Below are 16,061 nucleotides of genomic sequence, written 5' to 3' on the forward strand. Positions count from 1 at the left end.
GCTCGGCTGCTTTCCGTTCCGGTCTCGCCGTACCCAGGAGCCCCCATGTCCACCGCCATCACCGCCCGCGGCTACCAGTCCGGCTTCGGCAACGAATTCGCCACCGAGGCCGTTGCCGGCGCGCTGCCGGTCGGGCAGAACTCACCGCAGAAGGTGGCCCACGGCCTATACGCCGAACAATTGACCGGCACCGCCTTCACCGCGCCGCGTGGCAGCAATCGCCGCAGCTGGCTGTACCGGATCCGCCCGGCGGTGACCCATGGCGAGTTCACCCCGTTCGCGCAGTCGCAGCTGCAGTGTGATTTCGGCGCACAGCCGGCCTCGCCGAACCAGCTGCGCTGGAGCCCGCTGCCGCTGCCGGAGCTGCCTACCGACTTTGTCGAAGGCCTGTACACGATGGGCGGCAACGGCTCGCCCGACGCGCACGCCGGCGTGGGCATCCACCTTTACGCTGCCAACCGCGACATGGTCGGCCGCTACTTCTACGACGCCGACGGTGAACTGCTGATCGTGCCGCAGCTGGGCGCGCTGCGCCTGCTGACCGAGCTGGGCGTGATCGAGATCGAGCCGCAGCAGATCGCGGTGATCCCGCGTGGCGTGCGCTTCCGCGTCGAACTGCCCGATGGCCCGAGCCGCGGCTACATCTGCGAAAACTACGGTGCGCTGTTGAAGCTGCCCGATCTCGGCCCGATCGGTTCCAACGGCCTGGCCAACCCGCGCGACTTCGAGACCCCGCATGCGGCGTTCGAGGATGTCGACGGTGATTTCGAACTGATCGCCAAGTTCGAGGGCCGCCTGTGGCGTGCGCCGATCGACCATTCGCCGCTGGACGTGGTGGCCTGGCACGGCAATTACGCGCCGTACCGCTACGACCTGCGCCGCTTCAACACCATCGGTTCGATCAGCTACGACCATCCGGACCCGTCGATCTTCCTGGTGCTGCATTCGCCCAGCGACACGCCCGGCACCAGCAACGTGGACTTCGCGATCTTCCCGCCGCGTTGGCTGGTGGCGCAGAACACGTTCCGCCCGCCGTGGTTCCACCGCAACATCGCCAGCGAGTTCATGGGTCTGGTGCATGGCGCCTACGACGCCAAGGCCGAAGGCTTCGTGCCGGGCGGCGCGTCGCTGCACAACTGCATGAGCGGTCACGGCCCGGACGCGCCGACCTTCGACAAGGCCTCCAATGCGGACCTGTCCAAGGCCGATGTGATCAAGGACACGATGGCCTTCATGTTCGAGACCCGCGCGGTGATCCGCCCGACCGCGCAGGCCTTGGCAGCCGGCCATCGCCAGGGCGATTACCAGCAGTGCTGGAACGGCCTGCGCAACAACTACCGGTCGTCCCGCTAGCGTGGTAGGTGCCGACCTTGGTCGGCACGGATCCTGACCGCATCCACGCATGGCGTGGATCTACCGTCTGCCGCTCTTGGTAGGTGCCAACCTTGGTCGGCACGGATCCTGACCGCATCCACGCATGGCGTGGATCTACCGGTTGCCGCTCTTGGTAGGTGCCGACCTTGGTCGGCGCGGATCCTGGCTGCATCCACGCGTGGCGTGGATCTACCGGTTGCCGCTCTTGGTAGGTGCCGACCTTGCTCGGCACGGATCCTGGCTGCATCCACGCGTGGCGTGGATCTACCGTCTGCCGCTCTTGGTAGGTGCCAACCTTGGTCGGCACGGATCCTGACCGCATCCACGCATGGCGTGGATCTACCGTCTTCCGCTCTTGGTCGGCACGGATCCTGGCTGCATCCACGCATGGCGTGGATCTACCGGTTGCCGCTCTTGGTAGGTGCCGACCTTGGTCGGCACGGATCCTGGCTGCATCCACGCGTGGCGTGGATCTACCGAAGGGCGGTCGGGATGTGAAGCCGTAGATCCACGCCATGCGTGGATGATTCCCGCCGGAACCTGCGCTTACGCCACTTCGGCGAACGCGTCGCAATGCTCCAGCGGCAGCGCCTCCAGCAGGCGTTGCCGCACGCGCTGGCAATAGCCGTCCGAGGTCAGCCCGGGCAGCATCTGCATCGCCGATTGCAGCCGCTGCAGCACCTCGTCTTCCGCACGCGCCTGCTGCAGGTCGCGGAACAGTGCTGCCGCCTGCGGGTGGCGCTGCATCTCCAGGATGCCCAGCACATAGATACGCGCGGCCACCAGCGAGCGGCGGCGTTCGACCGCGGGTGCAGCAAGTGCTGCAGGTGCGCCTGCCGGCGGTGTGGGCACCGGCGCTACCGCGGCTGCGGGCGACGGTGCTGGGACGCCAGTGCTCAGATACCCCGCCTGCACCAGCTGGATGACCATCGCCGGCGCCTCCGGGCCGAGCAGGCCGGTCAGTTCGGCGATGCTGCGCTGGCCGTCGCACAGGATCAGCAGCCGGCGCTGGCGCATGTCCAGCGGCGCGCGGTGGGCCTGCAGCGCGGTTCGGGCGAGATCGGTCTTGCGCGGTTGCATGGAAGGGACAGCCAAGTCGGTGCACGCCGAGCCTGAACGAAGGCGATGAAACGGCGATGACAATGCAGCGCCTGCACGCACCTTGCGCTAGCGTGCAGCCACCTTCGTGCCAGGGAACCGCACCGATGAAGCACCTCCCGATTGCTGGTCTGCTGTTGTTGTCGCTCACTGCCTGCAACCGCACGGCTGAGACACCTGCTGATGCCCCGGCCAAGGGCGCTACGCCGGCTGCTGCCGCAGCTGATGCCGATCTGGCGACCCGGTCGCCGGCCGATCCCCGCACCGACAGCCCGGCGCAGCTGGATGGCTTCGCCGGCGCAAAGCTGGGCGCCGGCATCGCCGAAGTCCGCAGCGGTTTCGGGGAGCCCCTGCAGGGGCTGGGCACCGACGCCAGCGGCAAGCCGCTGCCGGCCGACGACAGCAATGACGGCTGCTACTTCCTGCGCCCGCAGGATGCCGAAGACCCACGCTTGATGATCGAAGGCCGCAAGCTGGTGCGCTACGACGTGCGCAGCGCTGCCATCACCGCGCCGGGCGGCGGCAAGGTCGGCATGACCCTGGGTGAGCTGCAGGTGCTGTATCCCGAGCGCGGTGACGTCGGCCCTGACAAGTACGACGAGAAGGCCCAGCACCTGCGTGTTCGCCCGGCGCAGGAGGGCGGGGCGGTGATCGACTTCGCACTCGGTGCCGATGGCCGGGTGGGTGCCTGGCGGGTCGGACAGACCCCGCAGGTCGATTATGTGGAAGGCTGTGGCTGATCCTTGATCCACGGCCCAGCCACGCGCGCGGGCCAAGCGTAGAATCGCGCCACGACCGCTGGGGGAGTGCTCGATGATCGCCATTGCCATTGCCTGGTTCCTGCTCGGCCTGCTGTTGCTGGCGCTGGGCGGGGACTCCATCGTCAAGGCCGTGTCCGGCCTGGCCCAGCGCTTCGGGGCCAGCCCGTTCACTGCGGGCCTGCTGCTGCTCGGGGTGACCACTTCGCTGCCGGAACTGGCGGTCAACGCGCGCGCGCTGGCGGTCGGTCAACCGGAGCTGGCACTGGGCAATGCCGTCGGCAGCAGCATCGTCAACCTGGGCTTGACCCTGGCGGTGGCGGCGATTGCCGCGCCCCTGCTGTTGCGCGCGCGCCTGCAGACGGTGCTGTGGTGGTCGCTGCTGGCGGCCGGCGTGCTGCTGATCCTGTTCGGTCTTGATGGCGGCCTGGCCCGCTGGGAGGGCGGCGTACTGCTGGCCGGCTTCATCGTGGTGCAGGTGCTGCTGCTGCGCCGTGGTCGCAGCGAGAGCGCCGTGGTGCAGGCGGCCATCGCCGAATCCGCGCTGAGCCGCACCAGCCTGCCGTTGAACGTGCTGCGGGTGCTGATCGCGGCGCTGACCCTGTACTGGGGCGCACGCCTGGTGGTGGGCGCCGCGGCGGACTTCGGCGCAGCCCTGGGTTGGACGCCGCTGCTGGTCGGCCTGCTGCCGGTGGCGATCGGCACCGCGCTGCCGGAGGTGGCAACCGCGATTGCTGCCGCACGCCGTGGACATGGCGACATGGTGCTGGGCCACGTACTGGGTTCCAGCGTGGTCAACCTGCTGCTGGTGATCGGCGCGATGGCGGTACTGCAGCCGCTGGCGCTGCCTGCCTCGTTCGTGCGTCTGGAACTGCCCGCGCTGCTGGCCTTCGCGCTGGTGCTGTACCCGATGCTGCGTGGCGACCTGAAGATCAGCCGCAGCGAAGGCGTGATCCTGCTGGTCGCGTTCGTCGGCTGGTTCGTGCTGGAGCTGCTGCTGGTGGGCGCACCGGCGTTGTAGATCCACGCCATGCGTGGATGCGGTTGATTTCGTGCCGACCAACGGTCGGCACCCACCACCGATCACCCGGTGGGTGCCAACCTTGGTTGGCACTCGGGGAAACAAAGCGCCGACCAAGGTCGGCCGCTACCGGATCTACCGGTTCTGCGTGGTCTCTTCTTCCCGCACCGGTTCCGGCGGCGGCAGCTGCTCTTCAGCAGCTGGCTCGTTGCCGGGCAGGCTGGGGCGGGTTTCCATCAGCAGCGACAGCGCGGCCTTGGCCATCATGTGTGCGCTGATCGGTGCGGTGATGAACAGGAACACGGTGATCAGCAGCTCGCGCGGCTGCGGGTCCTGGCCCAGGAAGATGTGGTAGCACACCGAGCACACCAGCACGCAGCCCACGCCCAGCGTGCTGGCCTTGGTCGGTGCGTGCAGCCGCTTGAAGAACGTGGACAGCTTCACCAGGCCCAGCGCGCCGACCAGGATGAAGAAGCAGCCGAACAGCAGCAGGATCGACAGGCCGATCTGGATCGCGGTGATCATTCGACGATGTCCCGGCGCAGCACGAACTTGCTCAGCACCACGGTGCTGCCGAAGCCGAGCATGGCGATGATCAGCGCCGCCTCGAAGTAGATCGGCGAGTTGAGATACATGCCGAACAGCATCAGCTCGGCGATCGCGGTCACCGACAGCGTGTCCAGCGCAAGAATTCGGTCGGGCACGGTCGGCCCGCGCAGCAGGCGCCAGGTGGCCAGCAGCATGGCCAGGCCGACCACGTGCATGCACACCACCAGGGTGGTCTGGATGACTTCAAAACCGGTCATGGGAAGATCTCCATCAACGGCGCCTCGTAACGGCGCTTGATCGTATCGATCAGGTCCTGTGGGTCCTCCAGGTGCAGCACGTGCACCAGCAGGAACTTGCGGTCGTCACTGAGCGCGGCCGAGACCGTGCCCGGGGTCAGTGTGATCATGCTGGTCAGCGCGGCGATGCCGTGGATGTTGGCGATGTCCAGCGGCAACCAGATGAAACCGGGGTGGATGTTCTTCTCCGGGCCGAGCACCTGGATGGCGACGCGGATGTTGGACATCAGGATGTCCCACAGGGTCACGCACAGCAGTTTCGGCAACGGGCGCAGGGTGCCGATGCGGGCGAACTCGCGGTCCAGGCGCGCGGCGAACAGCGGCACCACCACGCCCAGTACCAGCCCCAGCACGATCTGGCCGAGGGTGAAGCTGTCGGACATCAGCAGCCAGAACGCCACCACCATGATGCTGAGCATCGGCGAGGGAATGACGCGACGGAACAGGGAGCGCTGGGCGGTCATGGCTGGCGGATCTCCGGCGTGGTCGCGCGCAACTGCTGCACGTACTCGCTGGGTTGCAGCAGCTGTGCAGCGGTGGCGTCGGTGTAGCGCATCAGCGGTGCAGCGGCCAGGGTCATGCCGATGCCGTAGGCCAGCAGGATGCAGGCTGCGTACAGCTCGACCCGGCGCAGGCGTGCCTTGCGGGGCTTCGGTGCATCGGCCTCGACAGGCGGCACGCGCCAGAACAGGCGGATGCCGCCGCGGGTCAGGCCCATGATCACCAGCAGGCTGCTGACAAGAACGGCAGTCCACACCGGGCCGGTGTACTGCGCCGGCATGCCGGCCAGCAGCGCGGCCTTGGCCAGGAAGCCGGAAAGCGGCGGCAGGCCAGCCACCGACACCGCGGCGATCAGGAACAGCACCGCCGGCGTTTCCTTGCCCGGCATCGGTGCCACCACTTCCTTGCGGTCGCTGGCGCCACCACGGCGGCGGCGGATCAGGTCGGCGATCAGGAACAGTGCGGCGGCGACGAAGCTGCTGTGTGGCAGGTAGTACAGGCCGGCGGACAGCACCTGCGGCGTGCCTACCGAGAAGGCGATGAACAGCGTGGCTGCCGAGACGATCACCAGATACGAGATCAGCACGCGCAGGCGGGTCGCGGCCAGCGCACCGAGGCCGCCCAGCACCAGCGTTGCCACGCCGGCCCACAGCAGCCAGTCGCGGCCATAGCCGGCCATCGCACCGGCATCGTCGCCGAACCACAGCATCTGGATGCGCAGCACCGAGTACAGGCCGACCTTGGTCATGATCGCGAACAGGGCGGCCACGGCGGCCGGTGCGCGCGAATAGGCTTCAGGCAGCCACAGGTACAGCGGCATCAGTGCAGCCTTGGCGCAGAACACCAGCAGCAACAGGCCCATCGTGGCCTTTACCAGGGTCAGCTGCGCCGGCGGCACCTCGGCAATGCGCTGTGACAGCTCGGCCATGTTCAGCGAGCCCAGCGAGGCGTACAGCAGGCCCAGTGCGATCAGGAACAGGGTCGAGGCGGTGACGTTGAACACCACGTAGTGCAGGCCGATGCGCATGCGCAGGCCGCGGCCGCCACTGAGCAGCAGGCCGTAGGAGGCGATCAGCATCACCTCGAAGAACACGAACAGGTTGAAGATGTCGCCGGTCAGGAACGCGCCATTCAGGCCGACCAGCTGGAACTGGAACAGTGCATGGAAGTGCGGTGCGCGCCGGTCCCAGCCCGAGCAGGCATGCAGCAGGCAGGGAATGGCCAGCAGCAGGGTGGTCAGCAGCATCCACGCCGACAGCCGGTCGGCCACCAGCGCGATGCCCAGGCGCGACGGCCAGTCGCCGAGCAGGTAGACGTTGATCTCACCAGTGGCGGTGGTGGCAAACAGCAGGCCCACCGCCAGCGCCAGCGCCGACAGCGCGGTCCAGGCCACCGCGCGCTGCACCTTGGGGCCATAGCGGCGGTGTTCGACGAACAGCGACAGTGCAGCACCCAGCAGCGGAATCAGGATGGGCAGGATCACCAGGTGGTTCATGCGCGGTCCTCGCCCTGGCGCGGCGGCATGCGCTCATCCTGCAGGTCGTCATCCGGCTCGTGGGCGTCCACGTGGTCGCTGTGGTTGTCGCTGCGGCTGCGCATGGCCAGCACGATGCTGACCGCGGTCATCGCGAAGGCGATCACGATCGCGGTCAGCACCAGCGCCTGTGGCAGCGGATCGGTGTAGTTGCCCAGGTGACTGTCCACGCCTTCCTGCAGCACCGGTGCCTTGCCCAGCACCACGCGGCCACCGGCGAAGATCAGCAGGTTGGTGGCGTAGGACAGGAAGGTCATGCCGAGGATCACATCGAAGCTGCGCGCACGCAGCAGCAGGTAGATGCCGATCGCGGTCAGTACGCCGATCGCGGTAGCCAGGGCCAATTCCATCAGTGCATCTCCCCGGTGCGTGCCGAACGGCGTTGCAGGTCGATCTCACCCTTGCGGGCAGTGCGGGTACGCGACGGCTTGATCGTGCCCATCATCGACAGCATCAGCATGGCGCCACCGAACACCACCAGATAGACGCCGATGTCGAAGCCGATCGCACTCGCCAGCGGTACGTCGCCGATCAGCGGCAGGTGCAGGTCGAGGTGGCCGCTGGTCAGGAACGGCACGCCGAACAGCATCGACGCGCTGCCGCTGAGCAGGGCGATCAACAGGCCCATGCCGATGCAGCGGATGTAGTCGAAGCCGAAGCGCGACTCCACCGACGCGGTGCCCTGGATCACGTACTGGATCAGCAGCGGCACCGCCAGCACCAGGCCGGCAATGAAGCCACCGCCCGGCGCGTTGTGGCCGCGCAGGAACAGGAAGATCGATACGGTCAGGGTCAGCGGGAACATGATCTGCGCCAGGTCGGCCGGCACCGGCAGCTTGATCGGCGGCCCGGGCATGATCTGCTCCGGCGCCATCCGCGTACGCCGCAGCAGCGCGTGCACCACCAGCGCGGCGATGCCGAACACGGTGATCTCGCCGAAGGTATCGAAGCCGCGGAAGTCGACCAGGATCACGTTGACCACGTTCTGGCCATAGGCCTCGGGCAGGGCACGGGCGAGCAGCTCGCCGGCCATGGTGTTCGGCGGCAGGGTCATGGCGGAATAGGCCAGCGCGCCCAGGCCGGTGCCGGCGATGATCGCGATCACCGCATCGCGGCGCTTGCGCCAGCGCGGCCGCTCCGGCCCGGACTGCGCGGGCAGGTAGTTCATGCCCAGCAGCATCAGCACCAGGGTCACCATCTCCACCAGCAGCTGGGTCAGGGCCAGGTCCGGCGCGGACAGGAACACGAAGGTCAGCGCCACCATCAGGCCGACGCCACCGACCAGCAGCACCGCCAGCAGGCGCTGCTTGTAGACGCGCAGGGTGGCCACCGCGCAGGACATCATCACCAGCCACAGTGCCCAGCCCAGCAGCGGAATCGGCTGCGGCGCGGTCCAGTTCGGCGAGGCCGGGTTGGCCACGAACGGCGCTGCGGCGACCGCGATCGCCACCAGCACCAGGCCGAGCAGCATGCGCTGCAGGCTGCCATTGGCGATGCCGTTGGTCAGGCGCATGGCCAGCGCGGAAACCGCATCCAGCTGTGCATGGAACACGTTGCGACCGGTGCTGACGTTGGTCACGTCATGCAGGTTGATCAGCTTGCGCAGGCCGAAGTACAGCGCCACGCCACCGACCACGCCGATCGCGCTCATCGCCAGCGGCAGGTTGAAGCCGTGCCATACCGCCAGGCTGTACTCGGGCATGGCCGGGCCGAGGATCGACGCGGCGGCGGCATGCAGCAACGGCGCCACGGTCAGCGCCGGGGCCACGCCCACCGCGATGCAGATCACCACCAGCAACTCCACCGGCACCTTCATCCAGCGCGGCGGCTCATGCGGCACGCGGTCGAGGTCGTGCGGTCCGGGGCCGAAGAAGGTGTCGTGCACGAAGCGCAGGCTGTAGGCCACGCCGAACACACCGGCCAGCAGCGCCGCGACCGATACGGCCGTGCGCATGATGCCCGGCCCGCCCGCGGTAATCGCCTCGGCGAACAGCATTTCCTTGGACAGGAAGCCGTTGAGCAGGGGAATGCCGGCCATTGCCAGCGAGGCGATGATCGCCAGCGCGCTGGTGAACGGCATCAGCCTGCGCAGCCCGCCCAGCTTGCGCATGTCACGGGTGCCGGTCTCGTGGTCGATGATGCCGGCGGCCATGAACAGCGAGGCCTTGAAAGTGGCGTGGTTGAGGATGTGGAACACGCCGGCCACCACTGCCATCGGCGTGGACAGGCCGAACAGCAGGGTGATCAGGCCCAGGTGCGAGATCGTTGAATAGGCCAGCAGGCCCTTCAGGTCGTGCTGGAAGATCGCATTCCAGGCGCCGATCAGCAGGGTCAGCGCGCCGATGCCGCTGACCGTATAGAAGAACAGGTCACTGCCGGCCAGCGCCGGGTGCAGCCGCGCCAGCAGGAACACGCCGGCCTTCACCATGGTGGCCGAGTGCAGGTAGGCCGAGACCGGGGTCGGCGCCGCCATCGCGTGCGGCAGCCAGAAGTGGAACGGGAACTGTGCGCTCTTGGTGAAGATGCCGGCCAGCACCAGGAACAGGGCGTAGGGGTACAGCGTGCTGGCGCGGATCTGCTCGCCGGCGGCCAGCACCACGTCCAGGTCGAAGCTGCCGACGATGCGGCCGATCAGCAGCACGCCACCGAGCAGGGCCAGGCCGCCGCCGCCGGTGATCACCAGCGCCATCCGCGCGCCTTCGCGGGCGTCCTGGCGGTGCGACCAGAAGCCGATCAGCAGGAACGAGCTGATGCTGGTCATTTCCCAGAAGATCATCAGCAACAGCAGGTTGCCCGACAACACCATGCCCAGCATGGCGCCCATGAACAGCAGCAGGTAGCAGTAGAAGCGGTGGGCGTTGTCCTGCTGGCTCAGGTAGTAGCGCGCATACAGCACCACCAGCGCACCGATGCCCAGCACCAGCCCGGCGAACATCCAGGCCAGCCCGTCCAGGCGCAGGGTGAAGTCCAGGCCGATCTGCGGCAGCCAGGGGACCATCGTCCGCACCACCTGGCCGTCGAGCACCGACGGGGTCAGCCAGCCGAGGATGGCCAGCCCGCCCAACGGCGCCAGCGCCGCCAGCCAGGCAGCAGTCGAGCGCGAACTACGGGGGAAGGCCGCAACAGCCGCTGCCATCAGGAACGGCAGGGCCAGCAGCAGGGGCAGGCTGGGGAGCATGCAGGGAATCCATGATTCACGAGCAGGTCAGGGAGAATAACAGGCTGCGAAATGTCGCCGAAACCCATCGAACAGCGATCAATTGCATGTAACGTCCGCTGATTCATTTTTTCTGCGGCGCAACATCACGTTCCTGCATCTCCTCCCCGCTTGCTCTGGGAGGACACCCTACGCCCACGCAGGGAGACCGCAGGCCCTGTCGCACAGGGGCTGCCGTCGACGGGCGGGAAGTGGGGAGCGAGTCACCGGCGCAGGCTGGCAGGGCCACCGTGGAGTGTGGGTGACGGAATCCGCCCGTTCAGGAAACGAGGGGCGCCGTCGACCATGGGCAGGTCAGTAGCGCCAGTCGAGCTTGCGGTAGAACTTGGCCATCACCCAGGCCGGGCCGATCAGCAGATAGGTCAGGTCGGTCAGGAAGCTGGGCTTGCGGCCCTCGAACTTGTGGCCGATGAACTGCGCGATCCAGGCCACCACGAACACGCCCACCGCCAGCCAGAGCAGGTTATGCAGGCCGATCTCGGCCTCCAGCAGGCGGCACAGGCAGCCGAACACGAAGAACTGGATGAGCATGCCGATGCCCAGCGGGCGCGACAGCTTGTTGTAGAAGCACCAGGCACTGAACATCGCGAACGCCGACCAGATGCCGTACTGGAACCAGGTGATCAGCGGCGGCAGGCACCACAGCAGGGCCACCACCGACCACAGGATCGCCGGCACCGCCACCACGTGGATGCGCTGGTTGATCACATTGCGGTGGTCGTCGGAGTAGCTGGCGAAATAGCGGTCGATCGGCCGCGCAAGCTCGGTGGATGTCTGCATGCGGCCAGCATACTCCCGCCGGAGCCGTCAGTAGAGCCAGGCCATGCCTGGCAGCAGGCTTGCGGAGTTGCCGGCCAGCGGCCGGCACTACCTCCCAGGCAACCTGCAGTAGAGCCAGGCCATGCCTGGCTGCAGGCTTGCGGAGTTGCCGGCCAGCGGCCGGCACTACCGCATTCAGAACGCCCCCGGCGACCGGCCGGGGGCACAGGGGATCAGTCGACGCTGATCCCGGCCAGGCGCTGCAGCGCCTCGGCGTACTTGGCGCGGGTGCGCTCGATGATCTCGGCCGGGATGGTCGGGCCCGGGGCAGTCTTGCCCCAGTCCAGCGTCTCCAGGTAATCGCGCACGAACTGCTTGTCGTAGCTCGGCGGGCTGGTGCCCACTTCGTACTCGTCGGCCGGCCAGTAACGCGAGGAATCCGGCGTCAGCATCTCGTCCATGATGTACAGGCGGCCATCGGCGTCGGTACCGAACTCGAACTTGGTATCGGCCAGGATGATGCCGCGCTCGCGGGCGTAATCGGCGGCGAACTTGTAGATGCGCAGGGTGGCGTCGCGCACGCGCTCGGCCAGGTCCGCACCGACCTGCTTCACCATCGCATCGAAATCGATGTTCTCGTCATGGTCGCCCACGGCGGCCTTGGTCGAGGGGGTGAAGATCGGCTCGGGCAGCTGCTCGGCCTGGCGCAGGCCATCGGGCAGGTCGATGCCGCTGACCTTGCCGGTGCGCTGGTAGTCCTTCCAGCCGCTGCCGATCAGGTAGCCGCGGGCGATCGCTTCCACCGGCACCGGCTTCAGCTTGCGGGTGACCACCGCACGCTTGGCGTACAGGGCCGGGTCCACGCCTTCGGGCAGCACGCTGGCCACGTCGATGCCGGTCAGGTGGTTGGGCATCAGGTGCGCGGTCTTGGCGAACCAGAAGTTGGAAACCTGGCAGAGCATCTCGCCCTTGCCCGGGATCGGGTCGGGCAGGACCACGTCGAACGCCGACAGGCGATCGGTGGCCACCATCAGCAGGTACTCGCCCGGCGGGGTTCCGGCTGGCAGCCGCTCGCGCGGGATATCGAACACATCACGCACCTTGCCGCGATGGCGCAAGGGCAGGCCGGGGAGATCGGATTGCAACAGCGTGGTTGGCACGGGCACTCCTGGGGCGTTGTCGATACGGCTGCTGCCCAACGGACCCGGCGGGCCCGCTGACCAGCGGGCGGCCTAGTGTAAAGCGGTCCGGGCCCGCTGTGACGTAAAATGAGCGTCCATTTCGTCGGCCGACCCCGGAGCGCCATGCGCTGGTACGGAAAACTGCTCGGATTCATCGCCGGCGCCCTGCTGTTCCGGCCCAATCCGCTGTTTGGCGCGGTGGTCGGCCTGTTGATCGGCCACGCCTTCGACTCGGACTGGTTCCGCCTGAACAAGGAGAACCCGTACCGGGAGCTGGGGCTGACCTCCGAGGCCACCGATGCCGAGGTCGAGCGCGCCTACCGCAAGCTGATTTCCCAGTACCACCCCGACAAGCTCGGCGGCGCGGCCCCAGAGCTGCAGCAGCAGGCCGAGCAGAAGTCGCGGCGGATCAATGCCGCCTACGACCGCATCAAGACCCTGCGCAAGCGCTGACCCTCTTTCCTACCGTTGCAAGGCCCGGCCATGTCCAACTGCCTCATCGCCCCCTCCATCCTGTCCGCCAACTTCGCCCGCCTCGGCGAGGAAGTCGACAACGTCCTCGCCGCCGGCGCGGACTGGGTCCACTTCGACGTGATGGACAACCACTACGTGCCGAACCTGACCATCGGCCCGATGGTCTGCCAGGCCCTGCGCAAGCACGGCGTGACCGCGCCGATCGACGTGCACCTGATGGTCGAGCCGGTGGACCGCATCATCCCGGACTTCGCCGAGGCCGGTGCCACCTACATCAGCTTCCACCCGGAGGCCAGCCGCCACGTGCACCGCACCATCCAGCTGATCCGCTCGCTGGGCTGCAAGCCGGGCATCGTGCTGAACCCGGCCACCCCGGTGGACATCCTCGACTGGGTGCTGGATGACCTGGACCTGGTGCTGCTGATGTCGGTCAACCCGGGCTTCGGCGGCCAGGCCTTCATCCCCTCGGCGCTGGACAAGCTGAAGGTGGTGCGCAAGATGATCGATGCCAGCGGCAAGGACATCCGCCTGGAGATCGATGGCGGCGTGAAGGCCGACAACATCGGTGAGATCGCCGCTGCCGGTGCCGATACCTTCGTCGCCGGTTCGGCCATCTTCAACGCCAAGACCAGCTACCAGGACGTGATCGCGCAGATGCGCGCCAACGTCGCTGCGGCGCGCTGACAAAAAGGGGACGGAGGGGATTAAGCTCGCTTGATCTCCTCCGTCCCCTTTTCCGCCCATGGCACTGTTGAACATCCGCTCGGCCACCGTGGCCGACGCTGGCCTGATCCTGCATTTCATCCGTGAGCTGGCCATCTACGAGAAGGCCGAGCACTCGGTGCAGACCGATGAGATCGGCATCGCCGAGAGCCTGTTCGGCGCCGATGCCACGGCCCGCGCGCTGATCTGCGAAGTCGACGGCGAAGCGATCGGCTATGCGGTGTATTTCTACAACTACTCCACGTGGTTGGGCCGCAAGGGCATCTACCTGGAAGACCTGTATGTCAGCCAGGAAAAGCGCGGCGCCGGTGCCGGCAAGGCGCTGCTGAAGTACATTGCACGCCAGGCCGTGGCCGAAGGCTGCGGCCGTTTCGAATGGTCGGTGCTGGACTGGAACACCCCGGCCATCGAGTTCTACACCGCCGCTGGCGCCAAGCCGCAGGACGAGTGGACCGTGTACCGGTTGCAGGGCCAGGCATTGCACGATTTCGCCAACGGCTGAGGCGAAGTGCATCCACGCATGGCGTGGATCTACCAACCAGCTGGGAAAAGAACAAAAAAAAAGACCACGCCAATCACTGGCGTGGCCTCGCTGCATGCGTGGGAGGCTGATCCTGCCTCCATCCGTCGTCCCTGCTATGGCCTTCCATTCTCCGGTTGCTGAATGACACCTGCGTGACATTCACTGCGGACAAACAGCGCATTGCTAGCCTGTGCGCCCCCGTCCTGGAAGCACCGCATGACCACCCCGCGCTGGCGCCTGATCCTCAACGGAAAATCCGCAGGCAATGACGAGCTGCGCGACGCCGTCGGCCACTGGCGCGGGCAGGGCGTGCAGCTGGAAGTGCGGGTGACCTGGGAAGACGGTGACGCCGAACGCTACGTGGCCGAGGCGATCGATCATGGTGTGGACGTGATCGTGGCCGCCGGTGGCGACGGCACGCTCAGCGCGGTGGCCGAGACACTGGCGCATCGTGAGGAGCTGGCAGATGCGTTGCCCTCGCTGGCGCTCATCCCGATGGGGACCGCCAACGACTTTGCGACTGCGGCCGGCATTCCGACCGAGCCGAAGGCGGCCTTTGCGCTGATCGGACAGGCCACGCCGCATGCCATCGATCTGCTGCGCGTGGACGCCGATGGCACCCAATGGTGGTGCGCCAATCTTGCCAGCGGGGGCTTCGGCACACAGGTGACGGTGGAGACCGATGCCGGCTTGAAGAAGATGCTGGGCGGGCTGGCCTACGTGATCACCGGCATCGCCAAGCTGGGGCGGATCGAGCCGATCCACGCGCGCCTGTCGGGCCCGGATTTCGCGTGGGAAGGCGACTTCATCGCGCTCGGCATCGGCAATGGCCGCCAGGCCGGTGGTGGCCAGCAATTGTGCCCGCAGGCGCTGATCGATGATGGGCAGCTGGACGTGACGGTGCTTCCGGAGCTGGAAGGTGAAGTCACCGCCACGCTTGGCCAGATGCTGAAGTCCGGCACCCAGGCCGCGCTGGAACAGCTGGCGACGCGCGCGCGGCTGCCATGGCTGCAGGTGGAATCCGAGCGCCCGTTGACGCTCAACCTGGACGGCGAACCAGTACAGGCGCGCCAGTTCCGCATCGCGTGCGTACCGGGCAGGGTGCGGATGCACCTGCCCGTGGGCTGTGCACTGTTGTCCGAGCCGCGCTGAGCCGGACCGGAACTCCTACAGCGGCGGTATGTCCTGCTCCTTCGCCGGGAACCCGAATGCTTCGCGCTTCTCGCGGATGTACTGCGGCAGCGGCGGCCGGGCAATGCCGTGATCGATCAGCCACTGCTGGCACTTCTTCTGCCAGGGCAGCAGGTCCGGTGTGGTGATTTCCCAGTAGATGGCTTCGACCATGGCCATCCGATCGGGCGCGCCCGGTTGCGCCGATGACGGCGATGCAATCGTGGGGTCCGCACCATGCTCAAGCAGCCAGTAGGCCTGCTCGAAGCCGCCACGGCCGGTGTACCAGCTGAGAACGGTATCGGCCTGGCCGATGTTGGATTCGTTGACGTGCGCGCCTCGCTCCACCAGCAGCTGGATGTTCTTCCACAGGTTGCCGGAAATGAAAGCCTGGAACAGCAGCGTTTCGGTATTGGAGGTGCGCGTGTCCGGGTCGCCGCCATGATCCAGCAGCAGGGCCAGGTAGCGCGGATCGTCCATCTTCGCGGCATAGACCATGGCGTTGTTGTGGCGGAACGTTTCGCCGTCCAGCGTTTCAATACGCCGTGCATTCGGGTCGGCGCCGTTGTCGAGCATCGCGCGCAGGCCTTCCAGGTTCTGTGCGCGCAACGGCCACGCGATGAGCGGAATGCCATCCTGCTTCGAGAACTCCTTGTCGGGGTTCACGCCTTCGGTCTTGATCAGGCGCGTGATCGTCGCCGCATCACCCTGTTCGGCGGCGATGGCCAGTTCAAGTGCCTTGCCCTCGAAATAGCGCTCCGCGCCATGTGAAGACGTGCGCGCGCAGGCGCTCAGCAGCATCAGCAGCATCAGCGCCAGGCAGGAAAATGGCGTAAAGGAACTGTGAGGGTGACGGTGCATGTGATCCCTTGACATGGACGCG

The 16,061-nt window shown here is 67.1% G+C and carries 17 protein-coding genes; 7 read left to right on the forward strand and 10 right to left on the reverse strand.

Translation table 11 applies throughout. The features are described from left to right. Positions 1–45 precede the first annotated feature (45 nt). Positions 46–1,353 (forward strand): homogentisate 1,2-dioxygenase, encoded by a 1,308-nt coding sequence (gene hmgA, locus ACJ7C5_RS07825; protein ID WP_412703574.1) that lies wholly within the window; start codon positions 46–48, stop codon positions 1,351–1,353. A gap of 567 nt (positions 1,354–1,920) precedes the next feature. Here the strand turns inward: hmgA and ACJ7C5_RS07830 are convergent. Next, positions 1,921–2,454 carry a hypothetical protein gene (locus tag ACJ7C5_RS07830; protein WP_094001203.1) on the reverse strand — a complete coding sequence of 178 codons (534 nt, stop codon included), beginning with the start codon at positions 2,452–2,454 and terminating at the stop codon, positions 1,921–1,923. 125 nt (positions 2,455–2,579) lie between these two features. On the opposite strand from ACJ7C5_RS07830, the gene ACJ7C5_RS07835 reads away from it, so the two are divergent. Beyond that, positions 2,580–3,212: a hypothetical protein gene (locus ACJ7C5_RS07835; protein ID WP_412703575.1), complete on the forward strand. Its 633-nt coding sequence runs from the start codon at positions 2,580–2,582 to the stop codon at positions 3,210–3,212. A gap of 73 nt (positions 3,213–3,285) precedes the next feature. Further along, positions 3,286–4,251, forward strand: coding sequence for a sodium:calcium antiporter (locus tag ACJ7C5_RS07840; protein WP_412703576.1), 966 nt, complete (start codon positions 3,286–3,288; stop codon positions 4,249–4,251). Between the two features lie 135 nt (positions 4,252–4,386). Here the strand turns inward: ACJ7C5_RS07840 and ACJ7C5_RS07845 are convergent, their stop codons facing one another. The 8 genes from ACJ7C5_RS07845 to ACJ7C5_RS07880 form a co-directional block, all read right to left on the reverse strand. Next, on the reverse strand, positions 4,387–4,776 hold the full coding sequence (locus tag ACJ7C5_RS07845; RefSeq protein ID WP_049401677.1) for a Na+/H+ antiporter subunit G: 390 nt from the start codon (positions 4,774–4,776) through the stop codon (positions 4,387–4,389). Further along, positions 4,773–5,057: a K+/H+ antiporter subunit F gene (locus tag ACJ7C5_RS07850; protein ID WP_005411334.1), complete on the reverse strand. Its 285-nt coding sequence runs from the start codon at positions 5,055–5,057 to the stop codon at positions 4,773–4,775. The genes ACJ7C5_RS07845 and ACJ7C5_RS07850 overlap by 4 nt, the downstream gene beginning before the upstream one ends. Further along, positions 5,054–5,560, reverse strand: coding sequence for a Na+/H+ antiporter subunit E (locus ACJ7C5_RS07855; protein WP_019338585.1), 507 nt, complete (start codon positions 5,558–5,560; stop codon positions 5,054–5,056). Before ACJ7C5_RS07855 ends, ACJ7C5_RS07850 begins: the two co-directional genes overlap by 4 nt. Then, positions 5,557–7,092: a monovalent cation/H+ antiporter subunit D gene (locus ACJ7C5_RS07860; protein ID WP_412703577.1), complete on the reverse strand. Its 1,536-nt coding sequence runs from the start codon at positions 7,090–7,092 to the stop codon at positions 5,557–5,559. Before ACJ7C5_RS07860 ends, ACJ7C5_RS07855 begins: the two co-directional genes overlap by 4 nt. After that, positions 7,089–7,481 (reverse strand): Na+/H+ antiporter subunit C, encoded by a 393-nt coding sequence (locus ACJ7C5_RS07865; RefSeq protein WP_049401674.1) that lies wholly within the window; start codon positions 7,479–7,481, stop codon positions 7,089–7,091. Before ACJ7C5_RS07865 ends, ACJ7C5_RS07860 begins: the two co-directional genes overlap by 4 nt. Continuing rightward, positions 7,481–10,309, reverse strand: coding sequence for a monovalent cation/H+ antiporter subunit A (locus tag ACJ7C5_RS07870; protein ID WP_412703578.1), 2,829 nt, complete (start codon positions 10,307–10,309; stop codon positions 7,481–7,483). Before ACJ7C5_RS07870 ends, ACJ7C5_RS07865 begins: the two co-directional genes overlap by 1 nt. A 333-nt stretch (positions 10,310–10,642) precedes the next feature. Further along, positions 10,643–11,128: an Mpo1 family 2-hydroxy fatty acid dioxygenase gene (locus ACJ7C5_RS07875; protein WP_088027623.1), complete on the reverse strand. Its 486-nt coding sequence runs from the start codon at positions 11,126–11,128 to the stop codon at positions 10,643–10,645. 212 nt (positions 11,129–11,340) lie between these two features. Further along, the gene (locus ACJ7C5_RS07880; protein ID WP_412703579.1) at positions 11,341–12,267 is read right to left on the reverse strand and encodes a phosphoribosylaminoimidazolesuccinocarboxamide synthase; all 927 of its coding nucleotides are present in this window, start codon (positions 12,265–12,267) and stop codon (positions 11,341–11,343) included. Between the two features lie 144 nt (positions 12,268–12,411). Between ACJ7C5_RS07880 and ACJ7C5_RS07885 the strand changes: the two genes are divergently transcribed. The 4 genes from ACJ7C5_RS07885 to yegS all read left to right on the forward strand — a co-directional run bounded on the left by ACJ7C5_RS07885 (position 12,412) and on the right by yegS (position 15,160). Further along, entirely contained in the window at positions 12,412–12,741 is a 330-nt protein-coding gene (locus ACJ7C5_RS07885) for a J domain-containing protein (protein ID WP_005411327.1), read from the forward strand. Between the two features lie 30 nt (positions 12,742–12,771). Beyond that, positions 12,772–13,446, forward strand: coding sequence for a ribulose-phosphate 3-epimerase (rpe, locus tag ACJ7C5_RS07890; protein WP_014038744.1), 675 nt, complete (start codon positions 12,772–12,774; stop codon positions 13,444–13,446). 58 nt (positions 13,447–13,504) lie between these two features. After that, positions 13,505–13,987, forward strand: a complete 483-nt coding sequence (locus ACJ7C5_RS07895) for a GNAT family N-acetyltransferase (protein ID WP_088027620.1) — start codon at positions 13,505–13,507, stop codon at positions 13,985–13,987. Positions 13,988–14,224: 237 nt separating this feature from the next. Beyond that, positions 14,225–15,160, forward strand: a complete 936-nt coding sequence (gene yegS, locus ACJ7C5_RS07900; protein WP_094001196.1) for a lipid kinase YegS — start codon at positions 14,225–14,227, stop codon at positions 15,158–15,160. A gap of 15 nt (positions 15,161–15,175) precedes the next feature. Here yegS and ACJ7C5_RS07905 read toward each other — a convergent pair whose 3' ends face one another. Beyond that, positions 15,176–16,039 carry an ankyrin repeat domain-containing protein gene (locus tag ACJ7C5_RS07905; protein WP_230080636.1) on the reverse strand — a complete coding sequence of 288 codons (864 nt, stop codon included), beginning with the start codon at positions 16,037–16,039 and terminating at the stop codon, positions 15,176–15,178. Positions 16,040–16,061 lie beyond the last annotated feature (22 nt).

The sequence above is a fragment of the Nocardiopsis yanglingensis genome (assembly GCF_045809185.1).
Classification (GTDB): Bacteria; Pseudomonadota; Gammaproteobacteria; order Xanthomonadales; family Xanthomonadaceae; genus Stenotrophomonas; species Stenotrophomonas yanglingensis.

Coding starts and splice junctions, on each gene's coding strand:
- hmgA (WP_412703574.1), top strand. CDS start 46: ATGTCCACCGCCATCACCGCCCGCGGCTACCAGTCCGGCTTCGGCAAC.
- ACJ7C5_RS07830 (WP_094001203.1), bottom strand. CDS start 2,454: ATGCAACCGCGCAAGACCGATCTCGCCCGAACCGCGCTGCAGGCCCAC.
- ACJ7C5_RS07835 (WP_412703575.1), top strand. CDS start 2,580: ATGAAGCACCTCCCGATTGCTGGTCTGCTGTTGTTGTCGCTCACTGCC.
- ACJ7C5_RS07840 (WP_412703576.1), top strand. CDS start 3,286: ATGATCGCCATTGCCATTGCCTGGTTCCTGCTCGGCCTGCTGTTGCTG.
- ACJ7C5_RS07845 (WP_049401677.1), bottom strand. CDS start 4,776: ATGATCACCGCGATCCAGATCGGCCTGTCGATCCTGCTGCTGTTCGGC.
- ACJ7C5_RS07850 (WP_005411334.1), bottom strand. CDS start 5,057: ATGACCGGTTTTGAAGTCATCCAGACCACCCTGGTGGTGTGCATGCAC.
- ACJ7C5_RS07855 (WP_019338585.1), bottom strand. CDS start 5,560: ATGACCGCCCAGCGCTCCCTGTTCCGTCGCGTCATTCCCTCGCCGATG.
- ACJ7C5_RS07860 (WP_412703577.1), bottom strand. CDS start 7,092: ATGAACCACCTGGTGATCCTGCCCATCCTGATTCCGCTGCTGGGTGCT.
- ACJ7C5_RS07865 (WP_049401674.1), bottom strand. CDS start 7,481: ATGGAATTGGCCCTGGCTACCGCGATCGGCGTACTGACCGCGATCGGC.
- ACJ7C5_RS07870 (WP_412703578.1), bottom strand. CDS start 10,309: ATGCTCCCCAGCCTGCCCCTGCTGCTGGCCCTGCCGTTCCTGATGGCA.
- ACJ7C5_RS07875 (WP_088027623.1), bottom strand. CDS start 11,128: ATGCAGACATCCACCGAGCTTGCGCGGCCGATCGACCGCTATTTCGCC.
- ACJ7C5_RS07885 (WP_005411327.1), top strand. CDS start 12,412: ATGCGCTGGTACGGAAAACTGCTCGGATTCATCGCCGGCGCCCTGCTG.
- rpe (WP_014038744.1), top strand. CDS start 12,772: ATGTCCAACTGCCTCATCGCCCCCTCCATCCTGTCCGCCAACTTCGCC.
- ACJ7C5_RS07895 (WP_088027620.1), top strand. CDS start 13,505: ATGGCACTGTTGAACATCCGCTCGGCCACCGTGGCCGACGCTGGCCTG.
- yegS (WP_094001196.1), top strand. CDS start 14,225: ATGACCACCCCGCGCTGGCGCCTGATCCTCAACGGAAAATCCGCAGGC.
- ACJ7C5_RS07905 (WP_230080636.1), bottom strand. CDS start 16,039: ATGCACCGTCACCCTCACAGTTCCTTTACGCCATTTTCCTGCCTGGCG.